The 19,948-nt window shown below is 59.6% G+C and carries 20 protein-coding genes; 9 read left to right on the top strand and 11 right to left on the bottom strand.

Going from position 1 to position 19,948, the window contains the following annotated elements; translation table 11 throughout:
- Positions 1-149: 149 nt before the first annotated feature.
- On the bottom strand, positions 150-311 hold the full coding sequence (locus tag AC1DKQ_RS21340; RefSeq protein ID WP_476920132.1) for a hypothetical protein: 162 nt from the start codon (positions 309-311) through the stop codon (positions 150-152).
- Positions 308-628, bottom strand: coding sequence for a hypothetical protein (locus AC1DKQ_RS21335; RefSeq protein ID WP_476920131.1), 321 nt, complete (start codon positions 626-628; stop codon positions 308-310). The genes AC1DKQ_RS21340 and AC1DKQ_RS21335 overlap by 4 nt, the downstream gene beginning before the upstream one ends.
- 160 nt (positions 629-788) lie before the next feature.
- Between AC1DKQ_RS21335 and AC1DKQ_RS21330 the strand changes: the two genes are divergently transcribed.
- The 3 genes from AC1DKQ_RS21330 to AC1DKQ_RS21320 all read left to right on the top strand — a co-directional run bounded on the left by AC1DKQ_RS21330 (position 789) and on the right by AC1DKQ_RS21320 (position 5,632).
- Positions 789-2,243 carry a GntR family transcriptional regulator gene (locus tag AC1DKQ_RS21330; protein ID WP_476920130.1) on the top strand — a complete coding sequence of 485 codons (1,455 nt, stop codon included), beginning with the start codon at positions 789-791 and terminating at the stop codon, positions 2,241-2,243.
- A 317-nt stretch (positions 2,244-2,560) separates the two neighbouring features.
- Positions 2,561-4,381 (top strand): glycoside hydrolase family 15 protein, encoded by a 1,821-nt coding sequence (locus tag AC1DKQ_RS21325; protein WP_476920129.1) that lies wholly within the window; start codon positions 2,561-2,563, stop codon positions 4,379-4,381.
- Between the two features lie 573 nt (positions 4,382-4,954).
- A complete protein-coding gene (locus AC1DKQ_RS21320; RefSeq protein WP_476920128.1) occupies positions 4,955-5,632 on the top strand; it encodes a hypothetical protein in 678 nt (225 codons plus the stop codon).
- A 51-nt stretch (positions 5,633-5,683) separates the two neighbouring features.
- On the opposite strand, the gene AC1DKQ_RS21315 is transcribed toward AC1DKQ_RS21320, so the two are convergent.
- Complete coding sequence (locus tag AC1DKQ_RS21315; RefSeq protein ID WP_476920127.1) at positions 5,684-6,466, bottom strand: AbiTii domain-containing protein; 783 nt, start codon at positions 6,464-6,466, stop codon at positions 5,684-5,686.
- A 279-nt stretch (positions 6,467-6,745) separates the two neighbouring features.
- Here AC1DKQ_RS21315 and AC1DKQ_RS21310 point away from each other — a divergent pair, with 279 nt between their 5' ends.
- The gene (locus tag AC1DKQ_RS21310) at positions 6,746-8,026 is read left to right on the top strand and encodes a hypothetical protein (RefSeq protein ID WP_476920126.1); all 1,281 of its coding nucleotides are present in this window, start codon (positions 6,746-6,748) and stop codon (positions 8,024-8,026) included.
- Positions 8,023-9,216, top strand: a complete 1,194-nt coding sequence (locus AC1DKQ_RS21305; protein WP_476920125.1) for a hypothetical protein — start codon at positions 8,023-8,025, stop codon at positions 9,214-9,216. Before AC1DKQ_RS21310 ends, AC1DKQ_RS21305 begins: the two co-directional genes overlap by 4 nt.
- 164 nt (positions 9,217-9,380) lie before the next feature.
- Here the strand turns inward: AC1DKQ_RS21305 and AC1DKQ_RS21300 are convergent, their stop codons facing one another.
- The gene (locus tag AC1DKQ_RS21300; RefSeq protein WP_476920124.1) at positions 9,381-9,671 is read right to left on the bottom strand and encodes a PDDEXK nuclease domain-containing protein; all 291 of its coding nucleotides are present in this window, start codon (positions 9,669-9,671) and stop codon (positions 9,381-9,383) included.
- 470 nt (positions 9,672-10,141) lie between these two features.
- Between AC1DKQ_RS21300 and AC1DKQ_RS21295 the strand changes: the two genes are divergently transcribed.
- Both AC1DKQ_RS21295 and AC1DKQ_RS21290 read left to right on the top strand, forming a co-directional pair.
- Positions 10,142-11,722, top strand: coding sequence for a hypothetical protein (locus AC1DKQ_RS21295; protein ID WP_476920123.1), 1,581 nt, complete (start codon positions 10,142-10,144; stop codon positions 11,720-11,722).
- Positions 11,723-11,851: 129 nt separating this feature from the next.
- Positions 11,852-12,418, top strand: a complete 567-nt coding sequence (locus AC1DKQ_RS21290) for a recombinase family protein (RefSeq protein WP_476920122.1) — start codon at positions 11,852-11,854, stop codon at positions 12,416-12,418.
- Positions 12,419-12,510: 92 nt separating this feature from the next.
- Here the strand turns inward: AC1DKQ_RS21290 and AC1DKQ_RS21285 are convergent, their stop codons facing one another.
- Positions 12,511-12,972: a hypothetical protein gene (locus tag AC1DKQ_RS21285; RefSeq protein WP_476920121.1), complete on the bottom strand. Its 462-nt coding sequence runs from the start codon at positions 12,970-12,972 to the stop codon at positions 12,511-12,513.
- Positions 12,973-13,169: 197 nt separating this feature from the next.
- Complete coding sequence (locus AC1DKQ_RS21280; protein WP_476920120.1) at positions 13,170-14,603, bottom strand: NAD(P)-binding protein; 1,434 nt, start codon at positions 14,601-14,603, stop codon at positions 13,170-13,172.
- A 165-nt stretch (positions 14,604-14,768) separates the two neighbouring features.
- Here AC1DKQ_RS21280 and AC1DKQ_RS21275 point away from each other — a divergent pair, with 165 nt between their 5' ends.
- Entirely contained in the window at positions 14,769-15,272 is a 504-nt protein-coding gene (locus tag AC1DKQ_RS21275) for a nuclear transport factor 2 family protein (protein WP_476920119.1), read from the top strand.
- A 277-nt stretch (positions 15,273-15,549) separates the two neighbouring features.
- On the opposite strand, the gene AC1DKQ_RS21270 is transcribed toward AC1DKQ_RS21275, so the two are convergent.
- Entirely contained in the window at positions 15,550-16,188 is a 639-nt protein-coding gene (locus AC1DKQ_RS21270) for an isochorismatase family protein (RefSeq protein WP_476920118.1), read from the bottom strand.
- Between the two features lie 122 nt (positions 16,189-16,310).
- Between AC1DKQ_RS21270 and AC1DKQ_RS21265 the strand changes: the two genes are divergently transcribed.
- Positions 16,311-17,276 carry a GlxA family transcriptional regulator gene (locus AC1DKQ_RS21265; RefSeq protein WP_476920117.1) on the top strand — a complete coding sequence of 322 codons (966 nt, stop codon included), beginning with the start codon at positions 16,311-16,313 and terminating at the stop codon, positions 17,274-17,276.
- A gap of 121 nt (positions 17,277-17,397) precedes the next feature.
- On the opposite strand, the gene AC1DKQ_RS21260 is transcribed toward AC1DKQ_RS21265, so the two are convergent.
- From AC1DKQ_RS21260 to AC1DKQ_RS21245, 4 genes are all read right to left on the bottom strand, one after another.
- A complete protein-coding gene (locus AC1DKQ_RS21260; RefSeq protein WP_476920116.1) occupies positions 17,398-17,661 on the bottom strand; it encodes a hypothetical protein in 264 nt (87 codons plus the stop codon).
- A 726-nt stretch (positions 17,662-18,387) separates the two neighbouring features.
- Positions 18,388-18,822 carry a MaoC family dehydratase gene (locus tag AC1DKQ_RS21255; protein WP_476920115.1) on the bottom strand — a complete coding sequence of 145 codons (435 nt, stop codon included), beginning with the start codon at positions 18,820-18,822 and terminating at the stop codon, positions 18,388-18,390.
- A gap of 88 nt (positions 18,823-18,910) precedes the next feature.
- Entirely contained in the window at positions 18,911-19,414 is a 504-nt protein-coding gene (locus AC1DKQ_RS21250; RefSeq protein WP_476920114.1) for a flavin reductase family protein, read from the bottom strand.
- Positions 19,415-19,610: 196 nt separating this feature from the next.
- Positions 19,611-19,948, bottom strand: a 338-nt coding sequence (locus AC1DKQ_RS21245) for a hypothetical protein (RefSeq protein ID WP_476920113.1), incomplete at its 5' end; no start/stop codon positions are given.

Genomic DNA, 19,948 nt, shown 5'->3' with positions numbered 1-19,948 from the left:
TGCAGATAAAGAAGTGAGGCTGTGCAACAGGTGCAATCGGAATGATTAGCCATCGGTTCCCGTAGAACTCCACGTAGGAGTCCGAGGGGCAACGGGCAAAAGCTTCTTCGCGGGTCATCTCGTCTTTCCTTCTGTAGTGTTGCGCCGCTTCAGGCGAAGTTGGCGTCGAGGTCCTGCATGAGCGCATCCCAGGCTTCCGGGTTGTTGGCGCAGAGTCGCGCCGGCTCCGGCAACTGGGGGAGGGCTGTCTGGAGGCGTGTACCCCCGAGAGCAAACGGGGCGGTGGTGGCTCCGGGGCTGCGGCGTTTCACAGTTCGCCGCCGTTGAAAGCCTGGGTGTGGAATCCATCGCTTGGGCCGAGTCCTTCGTGGGCGAGGTCGTGGAGCAACTGGTGGTAGCCGGACAGCGCCAAGGGCGGCATCTGGTGGAGGGAGGGAATGGTCGCGTGGGGACGGTCTACGCGGAACAGGGCGAGGATCGCCCTGTCTTCCTGCGCATCGTTCAATGTCAGGTAGGCGCCGATCGGGCAATCCGCCGTAAGCGCCTGCGCGTAGAGGCTGAGGCGCTCCACGGGTGTGGGGTTCCCGGCCCGGCGCCAGATATGGACGACATCCGTGCTATCCAACATGACCGGTGACTCCTTAGCTGATGATCGAAGCGGTCAGGGTCCCAGCTCCTTGTTCTGATACACTTAACTTTAGACCTGCAATGTTAGATGTCAATAGACATCGAAGATTAGATGTCAAAGTTTTTGATCATCAAGTACACCGTTTCAGGAGGGGTGGGCCATGTCCAGCTGGAGAGAGCAACTCGCCTTCGCGCCATTGGAGACTGCCGAGCGTGGCGAAGAGATCGCCCTTCGACTCCGTCATTCGATCGAGCTGGGCGTACTCGAAGACGGAGCCCAGCTCCCTAGCGAAAGTGACCTGGCGGCAAGGATGCGCGTCTCCACCATGACGCTGCGCACCGCCCTCGCCGAGCTCCGTCACCTGGGACTTCTGGAAACACGACGCGGCAAAGGCGGCGGAAGCTTCGTGCGCGCGAACACCGGAGACATCGCCAAGGCCCAGCGGGACACCCTTGCCGCGTACTCCCTGGAGGATCTGCGCGACATCCGGGAATACCGGGCCTTCCTGGCAGGTTCGGCCGCCACGGCGGCCGCCGGCCGATCGCAGCAGGTCTCCATCGGGCGCCTCGCTTCGATGGCGGCGATGATCGAGACGGCGCAGACACCTGCTGAAATGACGCGGGCGGACAGCCGGTTCCACATAGAGCTCGCGGCCACATCGGGATCCGTCCTCTTCACCCGCCAGGAAATGGCGATGCAGGCCGAGGTCGGGGCATTGGTGTGGGCCGGCGCTTCTGACCGCCGGCGCGCGGCGGCCGAAGAGCACACGATGATCGTGGACGCAATACGGGCCGGGAACGCCATTCAGGCACGGGCCCTCGCCGAAGACCATGTGCGCCGGGACATGAACCGCCTCATCGATCTGCGGATGCCCATGGAACCTCCGCCACCAGGCTCGCCGCCCGGGATCGAAGGCATCGATGGCGCAGTTTCCGCCGTCGAATCGCTCGCTGCGGGCTTGGAAGGGACCGCGGCCGCGTCGATCCAGGCCGTCGAAGGAGCCGTCCAGGCCGAGCTCGACCGCGCAAAGAGCGGTAGGCTGGATGAGTTGGAGAATGTCTATGACGTGGCGCGCCAGAATCTGGCGCAGGCCGTGCCGGCGCTGTACGGGACGGGATTCATAGCCGCTCCGTCCTACTTCGGCGAAGCGGGCTCCATCTGGTGCTACCTCCCGTCGGACCCGGAATCGCCCCAGCGGCTCGAACTGGATTCGGAGTTCTATGACTACTCGACAGCACCGTGGTGGCCCGCACACGACGCTGATGACAAGGTCCACGCCAGCTACGCCTACATCGACGCCCTCGGAACCAACCAGCACGTCATCACTTTCACCAAACGTGTCACCAGGGCGGGCAAAATGGCAGGCGTCGCTGCCGCCGACATCCTCGTCAGCCGCCTCCAGACTGAATTCGACCCGTTCCTCCGGCCCCTGCCGCCAAACACGTGCATCGTGGACCAGAACGAAGTCGTTATCGCCACCAACACGGCCAGCCTCGTCGGTGCACTCCTCGCCGGATCCCATCAGGCTGAACGGAGAATCGCTCTCCCATCAGTACCCTGGAGTCTCTGCCTGGGTGTAAGCACCGGAGAGAATGCCGCTGATTCGTCCCGCTAATCCGTCGCCGGCTCCTTTCGTGCTCCGTGCCGGTAACCTCCAAGCTGGCTCCGGCACGGCGTCGGGTGGAGCGGACTGTCCGTCGGGGGAATTTCCGCGTCTTCATCGGGGATCCGGCGAAAGTGCTCCAAAGAGCTTCCCTGGCGATGAATTGCGGCAGCCGTCCGAACCGTGGCGGGCCGCCTTTTGCAGAAAATGTGCGCAGTCGGGGGCATCCAAGGGCTGACGAACGCTCCCTGTGTGATTTGACGTCTGTCAGTGGAGATTTTTGTGCTGGGCCCCTCATATGAGGGGGCGAGTTGTGCTTTAGTAAAGCCATGGCTGTGCCCATCGAGGACTATGCGCTCCTGTCGGATCTTCAAACCGGGCCCCTCATCTCCCGGACCGGCAGTGTGGATTGGCTTTGTTTCCCCCGTTTCGACTCCCCTTCGTTATTTAGTTCACTTCTCGGAAGTGAGGACCACGGCCGGTGGCTGCTCGCCCCGAGTGGACCGGAAGCCGTGTTGGCCGAACGGCGTTACGTCGATTCAACATTTGTGCTGGAGACCATCTGGGAGACCCCCACGGGCCTCATCCGCGCCACGGACTTCATGCCCGTCGGTCACACTGGTTCGTCGATTCTGCGCCGAGTCACCGGAATGGCTGGGAGCGTCCAGATGCACCAGGAACTCATTATCCGTCCCCGGTACGGCACGGTGGTGCCTTGGACCAGGCGAATCCAGGACGGCTCAGGGCGGGGTCGAATGGTGCTCTTGGCTATGGCCGGCCCGGATGCAGTTTCGCTGCGAGGACCGCATCTACCGGAGGCACACGCGCACGGGCACTCGGGTGAATTCGCTGTAGGCAGAGGGGAGGTCGTCGACTTTGAACTGACCTGGTTCCCCTCCCACCGGCCTGTTCCTCCAGCAGTCGACGTCGACGCTGCCCTCGAACAGTCCATCGGCTATTGGATGCGCTGGGGCAGCCACTGCCGTTCGGAGGGTGCCTACGGAGAACCGGTGAAGCGTTCGCTGTTGGTGCTGAGGGCGCTTACGAATTATGAGACCGGTGGGATCGTTGCAGCCCCCACCGCCTCATTGCCGGAGGAGTTCGGCGGACCACGAAACTGGGACTACCGGTACTGCTGGCTTCGCGACGCCGCTTTGACGCTTGAAGCTATGCTTACCCACGGTTATGAAACAGAGGCACTGCAGTGGCGTGACTGGTTGCTCCGTGCTCTGGCCGGCCAGCCCGAGGATCTGCAGATCATGTATGGCATCGGCGGTGAACGGGACCTGCCGGAGCGCGTCCTTGACCATTTACCCGGTTATCGGAATTCACGACCGGTGCGCGTCGGAAATGCTGCGGTCGCCCAGTTCCAGGCCGACGTCGTCGGTGAAGTCATGGTAGCGCTGGAAAGGTTGCGACTGGCTGGGGGCAAGGAAGATCGTTTCTCGTGGGCGCTGCAGCAGATCCTCCTGGGCTTCGTAGAGAAACACATCGACGATAAGGACTTCGGGTTATGGGAAATGCGCGGCGACCCCCAGTTCTTTACACATTCAAGAGTCATGATGTGGGCCGCTTTTGACTGTGGGATCCGGGCGGTGCGGGACCATGGCTTGGCAGGACCCGTTGACCACTGGGAACACCTTCGCGAGCGGCTACGCGAGGAAGTCATGCGGGATGGATTCGACGTGAAACTCAATTCCTTTACGCAGACATACGGCGGAGGGCACACCGACGCGGCCTTGCTCGTGATACCCCAAGTTGGCTTTCTTCCCTACACCGATACCCGCATGCTGGGAACCGTTGCGCGGCTGGAGGAAGAGCTCCTCACCGACGACGGCCTGTTGTTGCGCTACCGCACCGAGACCGGCGTTGACGGGCTGGACCCAGGGGAGCATCCCTTCCTTGCCTGTTCCTTTTGGCTCGTTGAACAGTACGCGCGCACAGGCCGCATGCTCGAGGCGAAGACCCTCATGGACAAATTGGTGGGATTCGCGAACGAACTCGGCCTGCTAAGTGAGGAATATGCCGCGAAGGAGATGCGGATGGTCGGCAATTTTCCGCAAGCGTTCTCACACCTGGCACTCGTCCGGGCGGCGGACGCCATGCACGGCGTGGACCTTCTTAGTTTGGCCGCCGAGACCACGGCCTAAATCCCGCAGCGCCTTTAAGCCAACGAACAGCACTGAGGGCGACCGGTTTGTATGCGGCAGCTGCCCAGAATGTCTCAAGGGGCAAGGCAGAATGAACTGATTTGGCCAGGCCGCTCCGTTCCGACCTGTATGTCTAGCTGTCCTCAGTCCCGAGCGGTATTGCTGCGCCGCCACACTGCCGCGTCCCGTCCGAAGGCCCTGAATTCAGGTCGCAGCGTTCTTCGTGGTGCCCACCGTAGCGTTTTGGGCCACGGCTGGAGCGCTGGGACTGAGCTGGGATCCCGGGCTGCCTGGCATCTGTGGGCCACTGTTGGAGCCGCTGCGGCAATAGGCCGGTGGGCTGTCCAGAACGACGCTCAGTTCATCCCTTGTAAGGGGCACTCCAAGCCTCTCCCCTTCGGATGACCGAACGCCGATAACGGACGTTACGTAAAGTAAGCAGGCTGATAGTTGCACTCGCACTATTGTTTCAATATTCGCACCGTCGTCGCAGTCCGTAAGTTAACGGGAAGCGTCGGTCACCGGATCGTGGCTCTTCTGCAGGGTGTCGGGCGCTCTGGGTATGGTCACTTCATGCATCCACTGATTCCCTTGGTTCATGTTTCGATCGGCGTCCCGGCGAAGTTGTCTGACGATGACGTCTTTCTTGCGTGGACCGGCATCGTCATTCCCTCTGCTGCGGCCGTCGCCTCGGTCTTTGTTGCGACCGTTTCGGTATTTATTGCATGGAAAGCTCGAAAAATAGCCGAAGATTCGGAATTGGCCCGAGTAAAAGCGGAAACGGATCGAGTGAGATACGAGCAAGAACAGCGACTGGATTCCGCTTTGCGTGACCTGTTCGTGGGGATCTCAAACCGTATATCTGCTGTCCTTGCCCACCCCGGTGAATTCGAACGTGCACTGAGGTCTGACGAAGGACTACGAATTGCTCCGATGCGCCCGGATCCCTCGTCCGTGCTTGTCTTAATTGCTGCCGCTCGTCTAGAAGCACGGCAGGTTCAAGAGCGAGAAATGCTCGAGGTGGCGAGAGCCTTTGTTTCCAATCTCTCGAAGGACGTGCAAGAGGGTGGAATCAATCTTCGGAAGATGCGGACGGATTCCGGATCAGAAGCTGCCTGGCTAGAAACCTTGTGTGTCTGGATCGATGAGTGGCGCAATGCAGACTCGCGCGGCCGCGGACGAATACTCGAGAAGATGGCCAAGGTTGACTTTATGATGCCCTACCGCAGCGAAATTGCCGCCAGGTCGTGAGGCGAAGGTCTTGCTTGATAATGCGACGAGGTCTGTTGGCCGGCCTCCGCATCACCGCGGAAGAGCCATGTACGCAAATACCGCGCCGGCTATGCCCGCGCTCCCTACTGCCGCTGCCCATATTTTTCGCCCGAGGGTCCATTTAGTTTCATCTAGCGGGCTGGCAGCTCTACTCAAATCCAACTCGTTGGTCGAATTACGACCTGAGGTAACGACGGCTATGTTTCCCCCATCTCCCATAGTTATCTTGACAGCACGGTCAACCGCCTCGGCAGTTGACTGTGCCACTTCGTACTCGATTTCAAACTCGGCGATGAGTTTTACGAGTTGATTCCGAATTTGATGCAGTATACCCGCTACCTCACTCTTCGAAACCGACCAATACAATCTATGGATTTCTTGAGTATCACTGTCTACTTCGTCGTTCCAGTACCGAACCAGTTCGGATGATCCAGGTGGAGAAATTAATACGGCATCATTCGCGGATGCAGCGAACTCTTCGAGCGTGCCTACGCCTTGACCGAATTGAACTTCCTCCTTGATGCTGTCGCGTACGAACTCGGGCAATGCACTGGGCGGGATATTTTTGCTCTTAAATTGCGTCCAACCGACCAATCCGTCAATTTGGAGTGGAGCGGCGACTGTCCGGTAGGCAGGCAAATCACTCTTGTCCTGATAGCCGCTGAGTTCAGACGAGGACCAATCCAGTAAACGACGGGAACCGGACGCGCCGCCGAGAGCGACGCATTTCCTCAATAAGTCGGAGACTGATGTTGAGCTGTCGAGCGCTCCCTTTTGGATGTCGCGTAAGAGACTGGTGGCACGATCAACCATAATTTATTCCTTCAATACGGCGCTTGGTGAGCGCGAACTGGCACGGAATGAGACTACCTTGCACCGGTGAACGGGCTCATTGACGGTTGGCCATGACACCGAGCCAGGCGCCGAGGTCAACAGTTGACACTCGCGAGCCCTCTCAATGACGCTAACCAACGGAGGTGTAGCCCCAGCTTGTTCAGCGCTGAACGCATTACTAACAAACGGTTACACTCCAAGTTAAGGATTCGGAATCGTCGAGCACCTCAATCGCTCGCGAACAAAAGTTGGGGTGTCGTGAAAGAATTCGATGAAGGACTGCGCTGTCAGGATGTCCACTCCGGTCTGCGTAATCTCGACCCCAACGCCCCATTGTTGGGTCCCCTAAACGACACGCGTGTTGTAGGAATGGCGGCGACTCTCGGTGGCCTTATCAGGGGTCATGACGTCATCGAAGACGCCCAAGCTCTTATGCAGGTGGCCGCCCATCAGCTCGACGTGAACATGCTCTCGTTCGGCGAAGTTATTCGCGTCCTTGAGGATGCCGGCTTCGTCCAGGGTGTCCAGCGGCGAGGCGGCAAAATCACCACATTCACAGAAACTGTTCCCTATTACGACGACTTATACGCCACCCTGGGCGAGACTTGGAGGGAGCGATCTCCTACAGAAGTCGAACAGCAGCTCTTGCTTGTGATTGATGGCCTAGCGAAGAGCCCCGTCCCGCTAGAAGATCTCGAGTCTGCTTTTGACCTCGACCACGAGGCGGTCCCCGAACTGATCGAAGTTGCTACAGGCGCGGGGCTCATTCAGACATTGAGGACAATTGACGGCGACGTCGCATACTCCCCGTTCTTCGGCTTCGAGAATCCACAGTTGCTCGAGGCCCTGGTCGTTGATCATGGCACCGATCAGCTAGTCAGTGAGTTCGCAGCCGTCCGGGCCAGGCAAGGTCTCGAAATGAATCCCGAGCAGTACCCTCTGCTAACTGGGGCTGTTGCCGGGGGCCTCGTTATGGCGGCCTCCGTTCGGTTGCCTGACGGCTCGATGCAGGCGTTTGCCGCCATGCCCTACGTGTCGGACCCTCACCTCCTGACAACGCGAAAGCCAGTCCTGGATAAAGCGCTGGCAGTGTTGGCTTGTTTACGATGCGCGGAAACACACGGCGAATACAACACTCTCTCGCCTGCCGGGCTCGTGAACGTAATCGACAAACTCCTCGACCCTAACCGAGGTTTCCTAGCGCCCAATAGCGCTCACCGTCGGCAATATGAGCTTATGCGAAATTCTGGCCTGCTCGTGTTCGGCCCGGACTCGAAGCCTGGCGGTAGCTGGGTCACACCTCGATTCGTGGATACCCAAGACAACCGAGAGGCGCTTCTGCTCGCCCGTGACTTGATAGTGCATGGGGAGCTCGTCGAACGTCGGGTCGATGATGCCGTTGCTCGTACAGCCCTCGCATCTGGTAAGGACTACGCCGCACCTATGCAAACCAGCCACAGAATGCGCCAGTACGCGCAACCCTCGCCAAAGCACTTCGAAAAGATCTTTGAGAAAGCCATGGGAAGGAGCGCACTGTGACTGAACTCGACCTCGGCCTAAAGGTGGGCGTGCGGAAGTTGTTATGGAGCATGGGGCAAAGCACCCGCTTGGACGTTGAGCTTAGAGGCGACCCAGCACGTGTCAACCCTACGAAGCAGGCGAGTGGGCCCGAAACATTCACGGATCTGGACGTGCTTGGCGTCCTTCTTACATCTGGTTACCGTTTGACTACCACCATCGCTGACTGCAAATCGGGGCGCAGAGACAAGCCCACTGCCAGGATGTTCTGGGCCAGAGGAGTAGCCGACCTATTTGGTGCGGAGCAAGTCATGCTAGTCCGCGAGCACGAGGTCAACGACGCAACGCGTCAACTCTCGAGTCGACTCGGGATAACCGTCCTTACGGCCTCAGATCTCCTGAAGATGCAGAATCTGCACTCAACGATTGATTATTCGGGCCCTCTAAGCGTGCTCTTCGATAAAAATTCAGTGTCCGATGCCTTGGCAGCGTTCAACGGCCTAGACAAAAAGTTGAATCCACTCGTTGAATACCGCCAGTTCGATTATTGGATATATCAGGACTACCGCAACCCCATCCAACTCGTTGCGCATCTGAAGGATTCAGCCAAAACATTGGATCCTCGTAACCCAATTCACCTTGCGCTGTTTCTCGACATGTCTTGGCTCTACATCCTGACTCTGATTCGCGCGACTGAGCACTTGCGTGGCGCATTTCTGGGCGACCCCGACAGAGGGCTCCAAGAGTACCTCTTTGGCGGGGCAATCGGACTCCGTGAGAAGGAAGAAACTGCCGCCTTACTACAAACCGTCGCTCCCCCTGGTACCCCCGCCCTGAGCCATTTGCCCCCGTACTACAACAACCTCCGCGAGTTGGTCACCCGGTTATTGCGGCGTCCGAACGAGATGCAAACAGCGCTCCGGTATGCCGAGGCCTCATCTTCACTTATGGCGGCCAGGCACCGAGTTACGCTCAGGGATGCCTTCGGTCAGGGATTTGACCCAGTGGCGGCCAAGCTTGTGGCAGATGTCTGTGGCTTCCTTGTAGCCGCAGCGGAGTTGAATTCCGGATTCCGCTCTGAGGCCCGGGCATACCTGTTGGCTGAGCCCATCTCTCCAACACCGAGCACTGTGGGCGGCCCCGGTTCGCGCTCCGCTTCGGAACCGCCGTCGTCTATCCGTGGGCAAATCGCGCTCGAGCTAGAACTTTAGCGTCGCTGGTCTTGTAGGCGGCCCCCCCCTCCGCGAACTCGGCGAACTGCTGCTAGATGACCCCTGATGCCAGTGGCCGGTAAGCATCTAACTAAGCTGCGTGTCGGTCGCATCCGCCCGTAGCGGAGGATCCGGCCGCGGCCTCGCCTCCCGCCGGAGCCGGCTCAGCCCATTCCAGGGCTGCCACTAAGTGCCTTCGTCGGGGAGGAGCTGTTGCTCGGCCTCGGGGAGTTTGCCATATCTGTACGCGGCCATGGTGAGGTGGAGCGTCCCAGGCTGTACCGGACGCTGCGGTCGTTCTTGGTGCCGCAGATGAGGATGCCGATGGTTTCGTTATGGTGCTGGCGCCGGAGCATTTCGTCGACGAGGGCGACGTAGAACTTGAGTTTCCCGGCGAATTCGGGCTGGAACTTGCCGGTCTTCAGCTCGATGACAACGTAACCCGTTAACCGCACCAACAGCTAGCCTTTAGCGCCTCTCTCCCGCGCGGAGGGGCGACGGCCGATATGTCAGATTCCCAAACATCGGACGATGCTGATGGTGGGCATTACCGTGTGGGTATGGAACCTGACCACAAGCCCTCAGTTGGCACCGATGTCACCAAGCGGCTCCCTCAGGCCTTCCCGAAACTCACTGAGGGGAATCGTGCCCATGCTACCGGCAAGCTCTGACTGCTCGTTTCAGCTTGGATGTCGAAGGTCTTCGATTTTCAGCCCATGGCCCTCAGTGGCTACCAGGCTGCGTCCGAAAGGAAACTCCAACCTTGCCTGACTTCGGAGACCGGGAGAAGTACCGTCAAAAGAGCAGAACACCTCGACCTGAAATCGCCCCTGATAGCGACCCAATCTCACGCGAGGTGTATGAGTCCTACGATCTCGTACCAGAGATAGGAAACGGATATCGGTGGTACGACTATCCTTACCGTTTGCTTTCATGGATTGTCGGCGGTTGGCCGTGCAGGATTCTTCCAACTTCTGTACGCAGATGGATCTTTAAAGGAATCAACTCCCTTCGCCCCTTCAACGAGCACGACCGAAACAAAGCCTGGCCACTCGAAAGCCTGCAGCACAACGTGTTCGTTCCTGACAACGAACACGTCAATGTTGCTGGCATCTGGTTAGTCGAGTTGTTTCCGCCAACTGAACTGCCAGAACTAGAAGCCGCACTCGCACGAAACGGATGGGATCGTCCTCGACCGTACGCGCCTCAGGAGGACGGCAACCGCGAGGCCTTACAGAAGGCCCGGTCCGGTAGTGGAGCATATTGGTGGAGGCTTGTTGACGTCGTGCGTCGCGACTCCAAATGGTTTGTTCCGGATGGAGTCAGGGCTGACCTCCCAGAGGAATTCGAGTACGTTGCGCTCAGGGCCATCCAAGTCGGTGCTGGACTCACTGCCGTCGTGGCAGACGTTCATCTCAGTGACGCCGCGGCGAAATCACTCGATAGCGAGTGGCACCGCCCGCACGAGCCCATCCTCCTCAAGAGCCAGGGGCGACGGAGACCGCTCGACCGCCAATGGGCCGCTTTCTGGGAAATCCAGTCTGAACGGAAGCGCCTGCACACTGTGGCAAGGGACTGGCTTGCTATGCGACTTCCTGGATTCTTCGCTCTCAACAACGAATCACAGCCGCTGCTTGACCTGCTGCTCTTCGACTCCATTGACCCGACAGTCATGTCTCGGGACAACCAGGATCACGAAACGAATCTCAAGACCCATGACGCGCTGCGAGCCCTTGGCGTCAGTGAACCAGTCTTCCACCAACTGCTTTCGCCCGATCTACCCAAACTCGTACTGAGCCCGCTCGATGGGCAAATGCACGGGGGACTTGGCAATGACCCGACCTGGACTCTTTGGGGAAGTCGTCCTGCCGTCGTTGAAGCGCTCGGGGAAGATAGGCTGCGCGGCTATGGTGGCAACGACCAAAACCGTGCGATAGCTTCCCGCTTAGTCGACAACATGTTCAATCTTTTCGTGATGGTTGCCGTTTCGCGGTTTCTTACAGTGACCGAAGCAAAATATGCGTCCATCCGAGACCAAGCGAGCAAACGCCACGGAAAATTCAACCCGAAGTCCCTAAAGCACCTTCGCGAAAACTTCCTCCGGCACAGTCTCAATCTGACGAGTGTCCACCGTGACACAATGTCGTTTTGGAAGCGGTCTTGGCGTTGGGAGGGAGATGCTGAGTTTCGCTATCATCGGACTCCCAGTGAAAAGCGGGAAGTCGGCCAAGACGACGGTCCGAAGAAAGAACCACAGAGCTTCAACGAACTCCTCAGGAAGAATCATGAAAAGGAGTTCGCTGAGCTCGTCGAAGCTGACCGCGACTACCGAGACATCCTTTCCACTGTCGCCTCTCTAGGAGCCTCCGCAGACAGCTACAAGGTTAGCCGCCTCGCTCTTTGGGTTGCTGTCGCGTCCCTGATCGTTGCCATTGGCACAGTTGTCGTCTCAGATGTTGGATCTAACAGCGTCATTGTTCACCTGTGGAAACTGCTTAACCCGTGAGTGGGTTGAGGCATGCGCGATGTGACCGATTGAAGTACACCCCAACCTGAAGATCGCGCCCCCTTGTCTTGACTTTCTGCTGGGACAAGCCTAGAACTCAACCTGACAGAACGAGGGTTGGAGGCAGCGGTGGCCGGACAGCGGATCGGGTACGTGCGTGTGAGCACGCTGGACCAGAACGAGAAACGCCAGCTCGAAGGCCAGGTTCTGGACCGGGTCTTCACGGACAAGGCCTCGGGTAGGGACACGACTAGGCCTCAGCTCACGGAACTGCTGCGGTTCACCCGGGACGGGGACACCATCGTGGTGCACAGCATGGACCGGTTGGCCCGCAACCTCGATGACCTGCGCGCTCTCGTCCAGGGCCTCACACGCAAAGGCGTGCGGGTGGAGTTCGTCAAGGAACACTTGGTCTTCACCGGGGAGGACTCCCCCCTGGCCAACCTCATGCTCTCCGTGATGGGTGCCTTTGCCGAGTTCGAACGCTCCCTGATCAGGGAGCGGCAGCGAGAAGGCATCGCGCTGGCGAAGCAGCGCGGCGCCTACAAAGGGAGGAAAAAGACCCTCACACCGGAACGGGCAGCCGAACTGGTCGAGCGCGCCGGCAGTGGTGTACCGAAGGCCCTCCTGGCCCACGACTACGGGATCAGCAGGGAGACGGTCTACCAGTACTTGCGCCAGGCCAAGCTGGAGTGAAGCATCCCCCGCCGGCACAAGCGTTGCGCCATAGCAGGACCTGCGACAGGTTGACGGAATCTCCATTATCGGCGTTTCATCTCCATTGCCAGTCACCCGCCGGAGCGGCGCAGGAAGGAGCCGGCGAGGAGGAAGAAGGCGCCGAGGCCGGCGGCGAATGCGCTGACGCCGTAGGCGAGCACGGAGGTCATGAGGGAGGTGCGCAGCGAGGCCGCCGTCGAGAGGGCGACGCTCTGCTTGCGCAGCTCGGCGGCCTCGTCACTGCCGCCGTCTATTCCGCGAAGAGCGTTGCTGATGTCGGCGAAGGTGCGGCCGCCCGCCCCACGCTCGGCATGGCGTTTAATGACGAGCGCCTCGACGTAGGCCGTCGCCGGACCCTGCACGCGCTTCCCAGCGAGCATCGGGGCATCACCTGGCACGTCAATCTTCTCCGCCTGGAGCTGCTTTGTGACCGCGACCCAGGCCCCCGCCCCGGCGGCCACTAATAGGGTCCCGGCAGCGACGGCGAAACCGCCGACACCTCGCAGGGCTGAGGCGGTGGACGAGGCGGTCATCGGTGATCCTTTCGAACGCGGGGGGAAATCCGTTTGGAGTGTAGCCCGATCACGTAGGGACCCATCGCCGTATGCACCTGTGTCCTTTGGTCTTTCTGAGTCTCCAGGCCCCCGCGGATACAGTGTTGCGCTGCTTAGCTAGAAGCAGTTCCTCCCTTGACACGCAGAGAAGCCAGGCAGGCTTTGCGAACAACAGCCTAAGCAAGGACCCGTAAACCGTCTTTAGTGTCAGCGGTTTGGGGAGTACCGATGCAGTTTGCGAGGTTGCTCAGGGCTGGCTCCCGCCATTGGTTAAGGCGAGCTAATTCAGCGATTACCTCAGGCAGGTGCTTTCGCTCGTTCACACCACGGGCGGGATTCAATCTGGTATTGCTTGACCAAGCGGCAATATCTGCCTGCGCTTCACGCCTGGAGGCGCTGTTGATGCTGGCGCTGGTGAGCGTAAGAAGATCGTCTACGTGGCCGGTGTAAACCACAGGCAACGAGAGGTGATTCTTCTCCTCGTCATTACTTCGAGTTGCTTCTACGACAGCCAGAGTCGCCGCGCTCCAGCAGGCGTATCCAGGGGTGACGTACTGCAATGCCATCCGCCCTGTTTCGAAAACAGGTTTCGGCTCTATCGTCCTTAGCCCGGTTGCGGTGCAATCGACATAGATCTCGCCTGGGGGCCGGGTTTCGTGACCACGTTCAAAGTCGATGCCGCTGGTCCTGATGCGCTGGACGCGGCCACTGCGAGACACGCGTTCGATGGAGGCCAAAAGGTCGAACTCTGACTTGCTGATGGTTGCTCCGCGGAACTGAGTCGGTTCAACAGATCGGTCAAGACGCAGAAAGAGGCCGGCGTCTTCCATATGGCGTGCAAGCTCCCGGCCAGTCGTGACATTTGCTGCTGCCTGCGCCAGGGTGCTCTGATAGTGAAGCCGGGTGTGCACTAAATCGAGGGGCTGAGTCCATGATCGATCAATGTACCAACCGTCACGCGAGCGTACCCATGAAATCGAGTTAGAGTCGACACCGCGCTCGAGCAGCCAAGTGCAGACGTCCATCGCCGTTTTGCCTGCCCCGATAACAGTGAAGCCGGAAGGCACACTGCCTAGGTTGACCAACTCATTCGGCGTTACGAGAGTGACGCCCTGGTCGACTTCGTACGCTGGTTTCCGCCGTGATGGGATGTCGGGTTCGATATAGGTGGCATCGACGAGGCGACGACGCACGCGGACGGTGGTTTCCTTCCCGGTGAGCAGGGAAACGAGCCGGTACTCTCCCGGCCGGTCCTCGTGGAACTCGGTCATACCGAGAAATCGAACCTGACCGGAGGGGAGTAGTACCTGGTTTAGGACCTGCGAAAAATAGGCGCAAATTTCAGGTGCCGATGACAACTCATACATGCCGGCGTTATGCCCCGACCCATCAAGGCGATCCTTGCCGAGATCAGTCGATGAAACGCCGTAGCAAGCTGCAGCCTGATGAAGCCGGACGAAGGGGTAAGCGTCATGCCAGTGGCCCCCAGGTAAATCGCGCCGATCAACCATCACGACGTCGGCGTCAGAGTGCTGTATAAGGCTATCGACAAAGGCCATGCCCGAGGCTCCCGCCCCGACCACCAGATAGTCAGTCTCGATAAGGGACATTTTTATTCCTCCACTAGAACTACGATGTTCTCCATGCAGTGGCCCGCCCACCTAGCGGATTGCACTATAAATCGGAGTATACTCCGCTATAGTATCAGATGACTTGGGCGACTGCCGCTTCACCTCCTTGGGAGGCTTGGTGCTACTGTCCTCCAAGCCGCCAACATGAAAGACCTCAGCAGAGCTGCGCCGCGGTTCTCCTGCTATAGCCAGCTAGAAGGGATGATGATGTCCGCAATTTCTCAAACAGAGGTACTTTCTGCGGCCGACCGAATCGAAATTCATGAACTAACCACCGCTTACGGGGTGCACCACGACCTCCGCGACTTCAATTCGTTACGCCGGTGCTTTACGTCTGATGCAACGTACGTCATGCGGGTTGCCGGTGGCCCCACCTATGGCCCCCGTGTCGGTGTCGACGAAATAGTGGACCAGATCCAGATTTTCAAAGGCTCGCAAAGCGACAAGCGCAGGCATCATATCTCGAACATTCAAGTCTTACCCCAAGACTCGAACACAGCGACAGTGCTGTCTTACGTCATCGTTTCCGCGGTCGCAGACCAGGAGCTCACCTTCAAAACCGTGGGAACCTACACGGACACGGTCACTCGAACATCTGAGGGCTGGCGGATCTCTGCTAAGGAACTCAATTTGGATACGGGGTTTTAAGACGTCCCAGCAGACCGAACCGCTCCACATGGAAGGCGTCCCCCAGCCTCCCCAGAGCGGCGGCTTTGTTGGGACTCGATGATCTGCCCGCTGAGACCGGCCGTGTTGCGGTCCAAGGAGAAGCCCGCAGCAGTAGCGGTAGTCAGCCAGTGAAAATTGTTCCAAGTTGTAGGCCAGGAGCTGCTGCGCTAACTCTTGCTGATCAACGTCACCCGCCATGGGACCCCCCCGCTCTCGGTCAGTCCCGCGCTCCCATCCCGAGGTGCCGGGCAGCCGCTCAGGCCTGCGCCAACTCTGCCGCTCCTGCTACGGCGGAGCTGCCAAGATCGCTCTTGGCCAGCGCCTGCCCGTCCTTAACGGCTGCGGCCCAGGCCCCGGTAGTGCTGACGGCGGCCCAGTTCGAGTGCAGCAGTGCCAGCAGGGTGCTGTGCACTGTCCTGGCATCGGCGGACCCGGCATCGTTGGTGAGGTTGATGGCGCCGGTGGCATCCGAGAGGACTTCGGTGTTGAAGCCTAGGAACTCCGCTTCAACTGCCGAGGCCAGGATGCAGTTGTTGGTCATGTAGCCGACCAGGGTCACGGTATCAATCTCCCGCTCACGTAGCCAAGCGGCCAGGTCCGTACCGGCGTAGACGGAGCCGTAGCTCTTGACGAGGGTCTTCCAGTCACCGGTCCTGCGGCGTTCGATCTCGGGGTGCAGCTCGAATTCGGGCGTACCGGGCGCAAAGACCGGTGCGCCTTCGCCGGCGGTGTGCTGGACGGCCACGACGGGGAGGCCTGCAGCGGCAGCCGCATCGATGGCCTGCGCGATCACCGGCAGGGACTCCTGATGCGGCGGGTACTGGATCTCCAGGGGTCCGCCGAAGTACTGCTGCTGGACGTCGATGAGGATAAGGGCGCGGCGAGGGGTGCTCATGAATGTTCTCCCGGATAGCGGTTGGTGGGTACCTTTCCATCCTCTGTGCTCTCACCTGCGGCCACCAGTGGCATGTACGCCCATATACGATGGATTCAGGCCAGAATGAAAAGGAGGGCCTCATGCGGATTGTCGTGTATGCCTTCGACGACGTCACGATGTTCCACCTCGCAGTCCCCCAGATGGTCTTCGACGAGGTGGCCAGGCAGGGACTCGGGGACTGGAAAACCGTCCTGTTCTCCGACGGCGCAGGACAGGTCCGGACCACAGAGGGTTACCAGCTGGGCGGCATTCAGGGCCCCGAGGCGGCGGACCAGGCGGACGTCGTCGTGGTTCCTTCATGGTTCGACGACGGCCGTGCACCTTCCGAGTCACTGCGCCGGGTCCTCCAGCGGGCGCACGAGCGGGATGTGACCATCATGGGGCTTTGCCTGGGTGCGATCCCGGTGGCGGACGCCGGCCTGCTGTCCGGCCGCACGGCGGTCACACACTGGCAGGCCTTCAATTCCCTGGCCGTCCGGCACCCTGACGTTGTCCTCGACCAGACGGTGCTCTACATCGACCACGGCGACGTGTTGACCTCGGCCGGCACAGCATCCGGGCTCGACGCCTGCCTGCATCTCGTGCGGACCCGCCTCGGAGCTGATGCCGCAAACCAGGTGGCCCGCAGCCTGGTCATCGCCCCACACCGCGAAGGAGGCCAAGCCCAGTACATCGAACATCCCCTGCCGCCACGCTCCTCCGAAGACCCGATCGCCCGCCTGCTTGAATGGGCTTTGGGCCGCCTTGGCGAGCCGCTCAGTGTTGACCGCCTCGCCGCGCAGGCACACATGAGCCGGCGGACCTTCGTCCGGGCTTTCCGGGCAATTAGCGGGACCACGCCGTCGGCCTGGATCCGGAGCCGAAGGCTCGACGCCGCCCGGCGCCTGCTGGAAACCACGGACCTGTCCATCGACCAGGTTGCCGCTGACTGCGGCTTCGGCAGCGCCGTAACTCTTCGGCAGAATTTCGCGGCGGCCTTTTCCACCACGCCGACGAACTACAGGCGCCACTTCGATGCGCGATTCAAACTCGGAACTCTGCAATAAGCCGTGCCCCGGTTTACGGCGCGAAAGCGTCCGCTGCAGCTGAAGTCAGTGCGGCTTGGCGGCTGAGCTCTTCCAGGACTTGTATGGGCGGACACACGGTCGTTTCATGATGCCGATTTCGTCAAAGCCGCCCAAGCGACCAAAGCTTGTGCCCGTTTGGGTCGATTCTCCTTTCCTGGATGACCCCACATAGAACGCCGTCGTTGACTTCAACGATGTACTTGTCGGGGGAAGCGTGGGTCACCAGTATGCCCTGTCTGCGTTCCAGAGCTGCGGGAATCAATTGCTGTACTGCATGATCTAAGAGCTGACTTAGATCCTTAGGATCTTCGACAACAATCTCCAGGCGGAAATCGGAGTGCGCTTGGGTTATGGGCTGAAGCATTGGTGACCTTTCGAAGACTGGAAAGCCAAGGAGTTCTGGGGAACTATGCGTCTTGGCTTGCAGGCGTAATGAGTATCTGCGCGCAAAACACCAAAGTGCAATTGGCCGGTCGAGGTTCTTGTGGTTCCTGCTTGGTGCGGGAGTAGGCAGATCTCCTGTTGGACATCCGAGGCCGGCCGTTGATGCGAGGCGGCCCGGCCTGGGTCACCAAAGGTCGGTAAGGCAGGTTTAGGAATCAGCTGTTTCCCCCAACGCAAACCAGGCGGCGCCACCTCGCCCACAATCCCGTACCGGCTCGTTGAAGAGCATGGCGGGAAGGAGGTGGTGTATTTACTGCGCGGAGGGGCCGTCCAGTGTCACAGTCAAGCCGTCTGGGCTTCGTGTAATGCCCACGGTGCCGCTCAATGCCTGGCGACTCGCGAGCCTTAGTGGCGGAGATTGTTCGAATAAAAGCCGACCAGGCTACCGATGATTAGCCTTTGGTGTGCTCGTCGATGACGGACGGGGCGCCTGACCCAATCGCAAGAGGAAATCGGCGGAAGGGTCGGAGGCTCCCCGCCGGCGCCGGGGGTGCTGAGCGACACCCCGAATCCATGAGCAGCAGTCGCAGGGAGGACATCCGGCACGGGTTGCTGATCTCCGCTGAACAGGCGCCGTCTCACCAACAATGCCGGTTCTAAGTCTGCCCTTGTATCCGTTGGCGTATCCATCGCCCCCAGCCTGTCCTCAGTGGACCTGATCTATCGGCATTGTGTAGCAGACGGCTGTTCCTTCTAGTACTACTTTCCCATCTCCTCGCACCACCGTGGTGTTGAGAGTGGTAATCGGCTTGTCATCACGGACATGGGTTACTTCCACGTTCCCGGTAATAACATCACCGGGCCGTACAGGGGCCTTGAAGTTCCAGTTAACGTTGAGGAAGACGGTGCCCGGTCCGGGCAGTTCCTCGGCGACCACGGCGTTGAGGATGGCGCTGGTCACGCCTCCTTGAACGACGATTTCACCAAACGGGGAGGCCTTTGCCACGCTGGGATCGTAATGCAGCGGATTTCGGTCTCCACTGATCTCAGTGAAAAGCGAAATGTCATCTTCAGATATCCTGCGCGACATCCGTGCGGTCTGTCCGATATGGGGTTGATTCCGCAGCCAGTCCGAAGTCATGTCTGGTCCTTTTCCCCGGAAGCCAAGAAGTGAAGCGGGCCGGTCCCCCAAACTCGCTGAAAGCAAGTAGTAATCGGGCGTTGCCCGCTCAGTTGGAACGGGCGAGGTCGAGGGTCTTGAACTTGGAATTGTGGAAGATGATTGGACTCTCGTGAAGGTGGACATCGGCGCTGTGTACTTCCAGGAGCGCTACGACGTGGTCGCCGGCGGGATATTCGGCAAATAGGGAGCAATCAAGCCAGAGCGAGCAGCCGGGGATGAGTACGGCCCCCCCATCCGTCGACGTGTAGAAGATTTCGTCAAACTTGTCCGGGTTCTTTGATGCAAGTTGGCGGCAAGTTGCCTCTTGACTTGTACCAAGAATGGACACTCCAATTCTCTCGGCCCTCTTCAGAAAGGGCCAGGTGGTTGAACTGTTCTGCACAGCGACGGAGACCAGCGGCGGTTCCAGCGAAACCCCGACAGTGAACGAGGAAGCAGCGAGACCTTTAGGCACTCCGTCCACTACCGCACAAATTGCGGCCACGCCCGAGGGGAAGTTGGAAAAGGCTTGGCGGATGTCCAGAGACTCGGAGATGTTCATGACAGTCATGACTTTCCTTTCGACGGGCGTGGGAGACGCCTAAACTTTATGAAAGCGAACTTTGTTCGGAGTGCACTTTCATTAAAGCATTTGCAGGCCAGATGCACAAGGGCTGGGAGGGTGATTCCGGCGAGAAACGCCGCGGAACTGGCCCCGCATCGGAAGAGGTAAACTCCTGCGAGGTAGCTGGTCCACCTATGGAGTTTTAGATCTTCAGCGGGCCAGCCAGGTCGGAGATGCGCGCCGCCAATCGCTGGTCTATTGTTTTGGGGTCGCGGCGGCGGGCGTGTGTGGCGAGCACTTCGTGAACATAGATCGCGTGGACGTTCAGTGCAGTAAGGCGCGGCGGCGACGGTCGGAGTACGCCGGCGTCCTGGCCCCTGCGAATGACATTTTCGACCAGGTCGTGCCAGCGGTCGCCCTGTTCCAAACCCCGTTGGCCGAAGTCTTCGGGGCTGAATGAGTCACGCACGTACACGTAGCCGCTGTCGGGGTCACGCTTGTAGAGCCCGGCCAGCGACGTGTACATCGTTGTGATCCTGC

It is taken from the genome of Arthrobacter sp. 05L421 (assembly GCF_056397785.1).
This window is presented reverse-complemented; position numbering and strand designations above follow the sequence as displayed.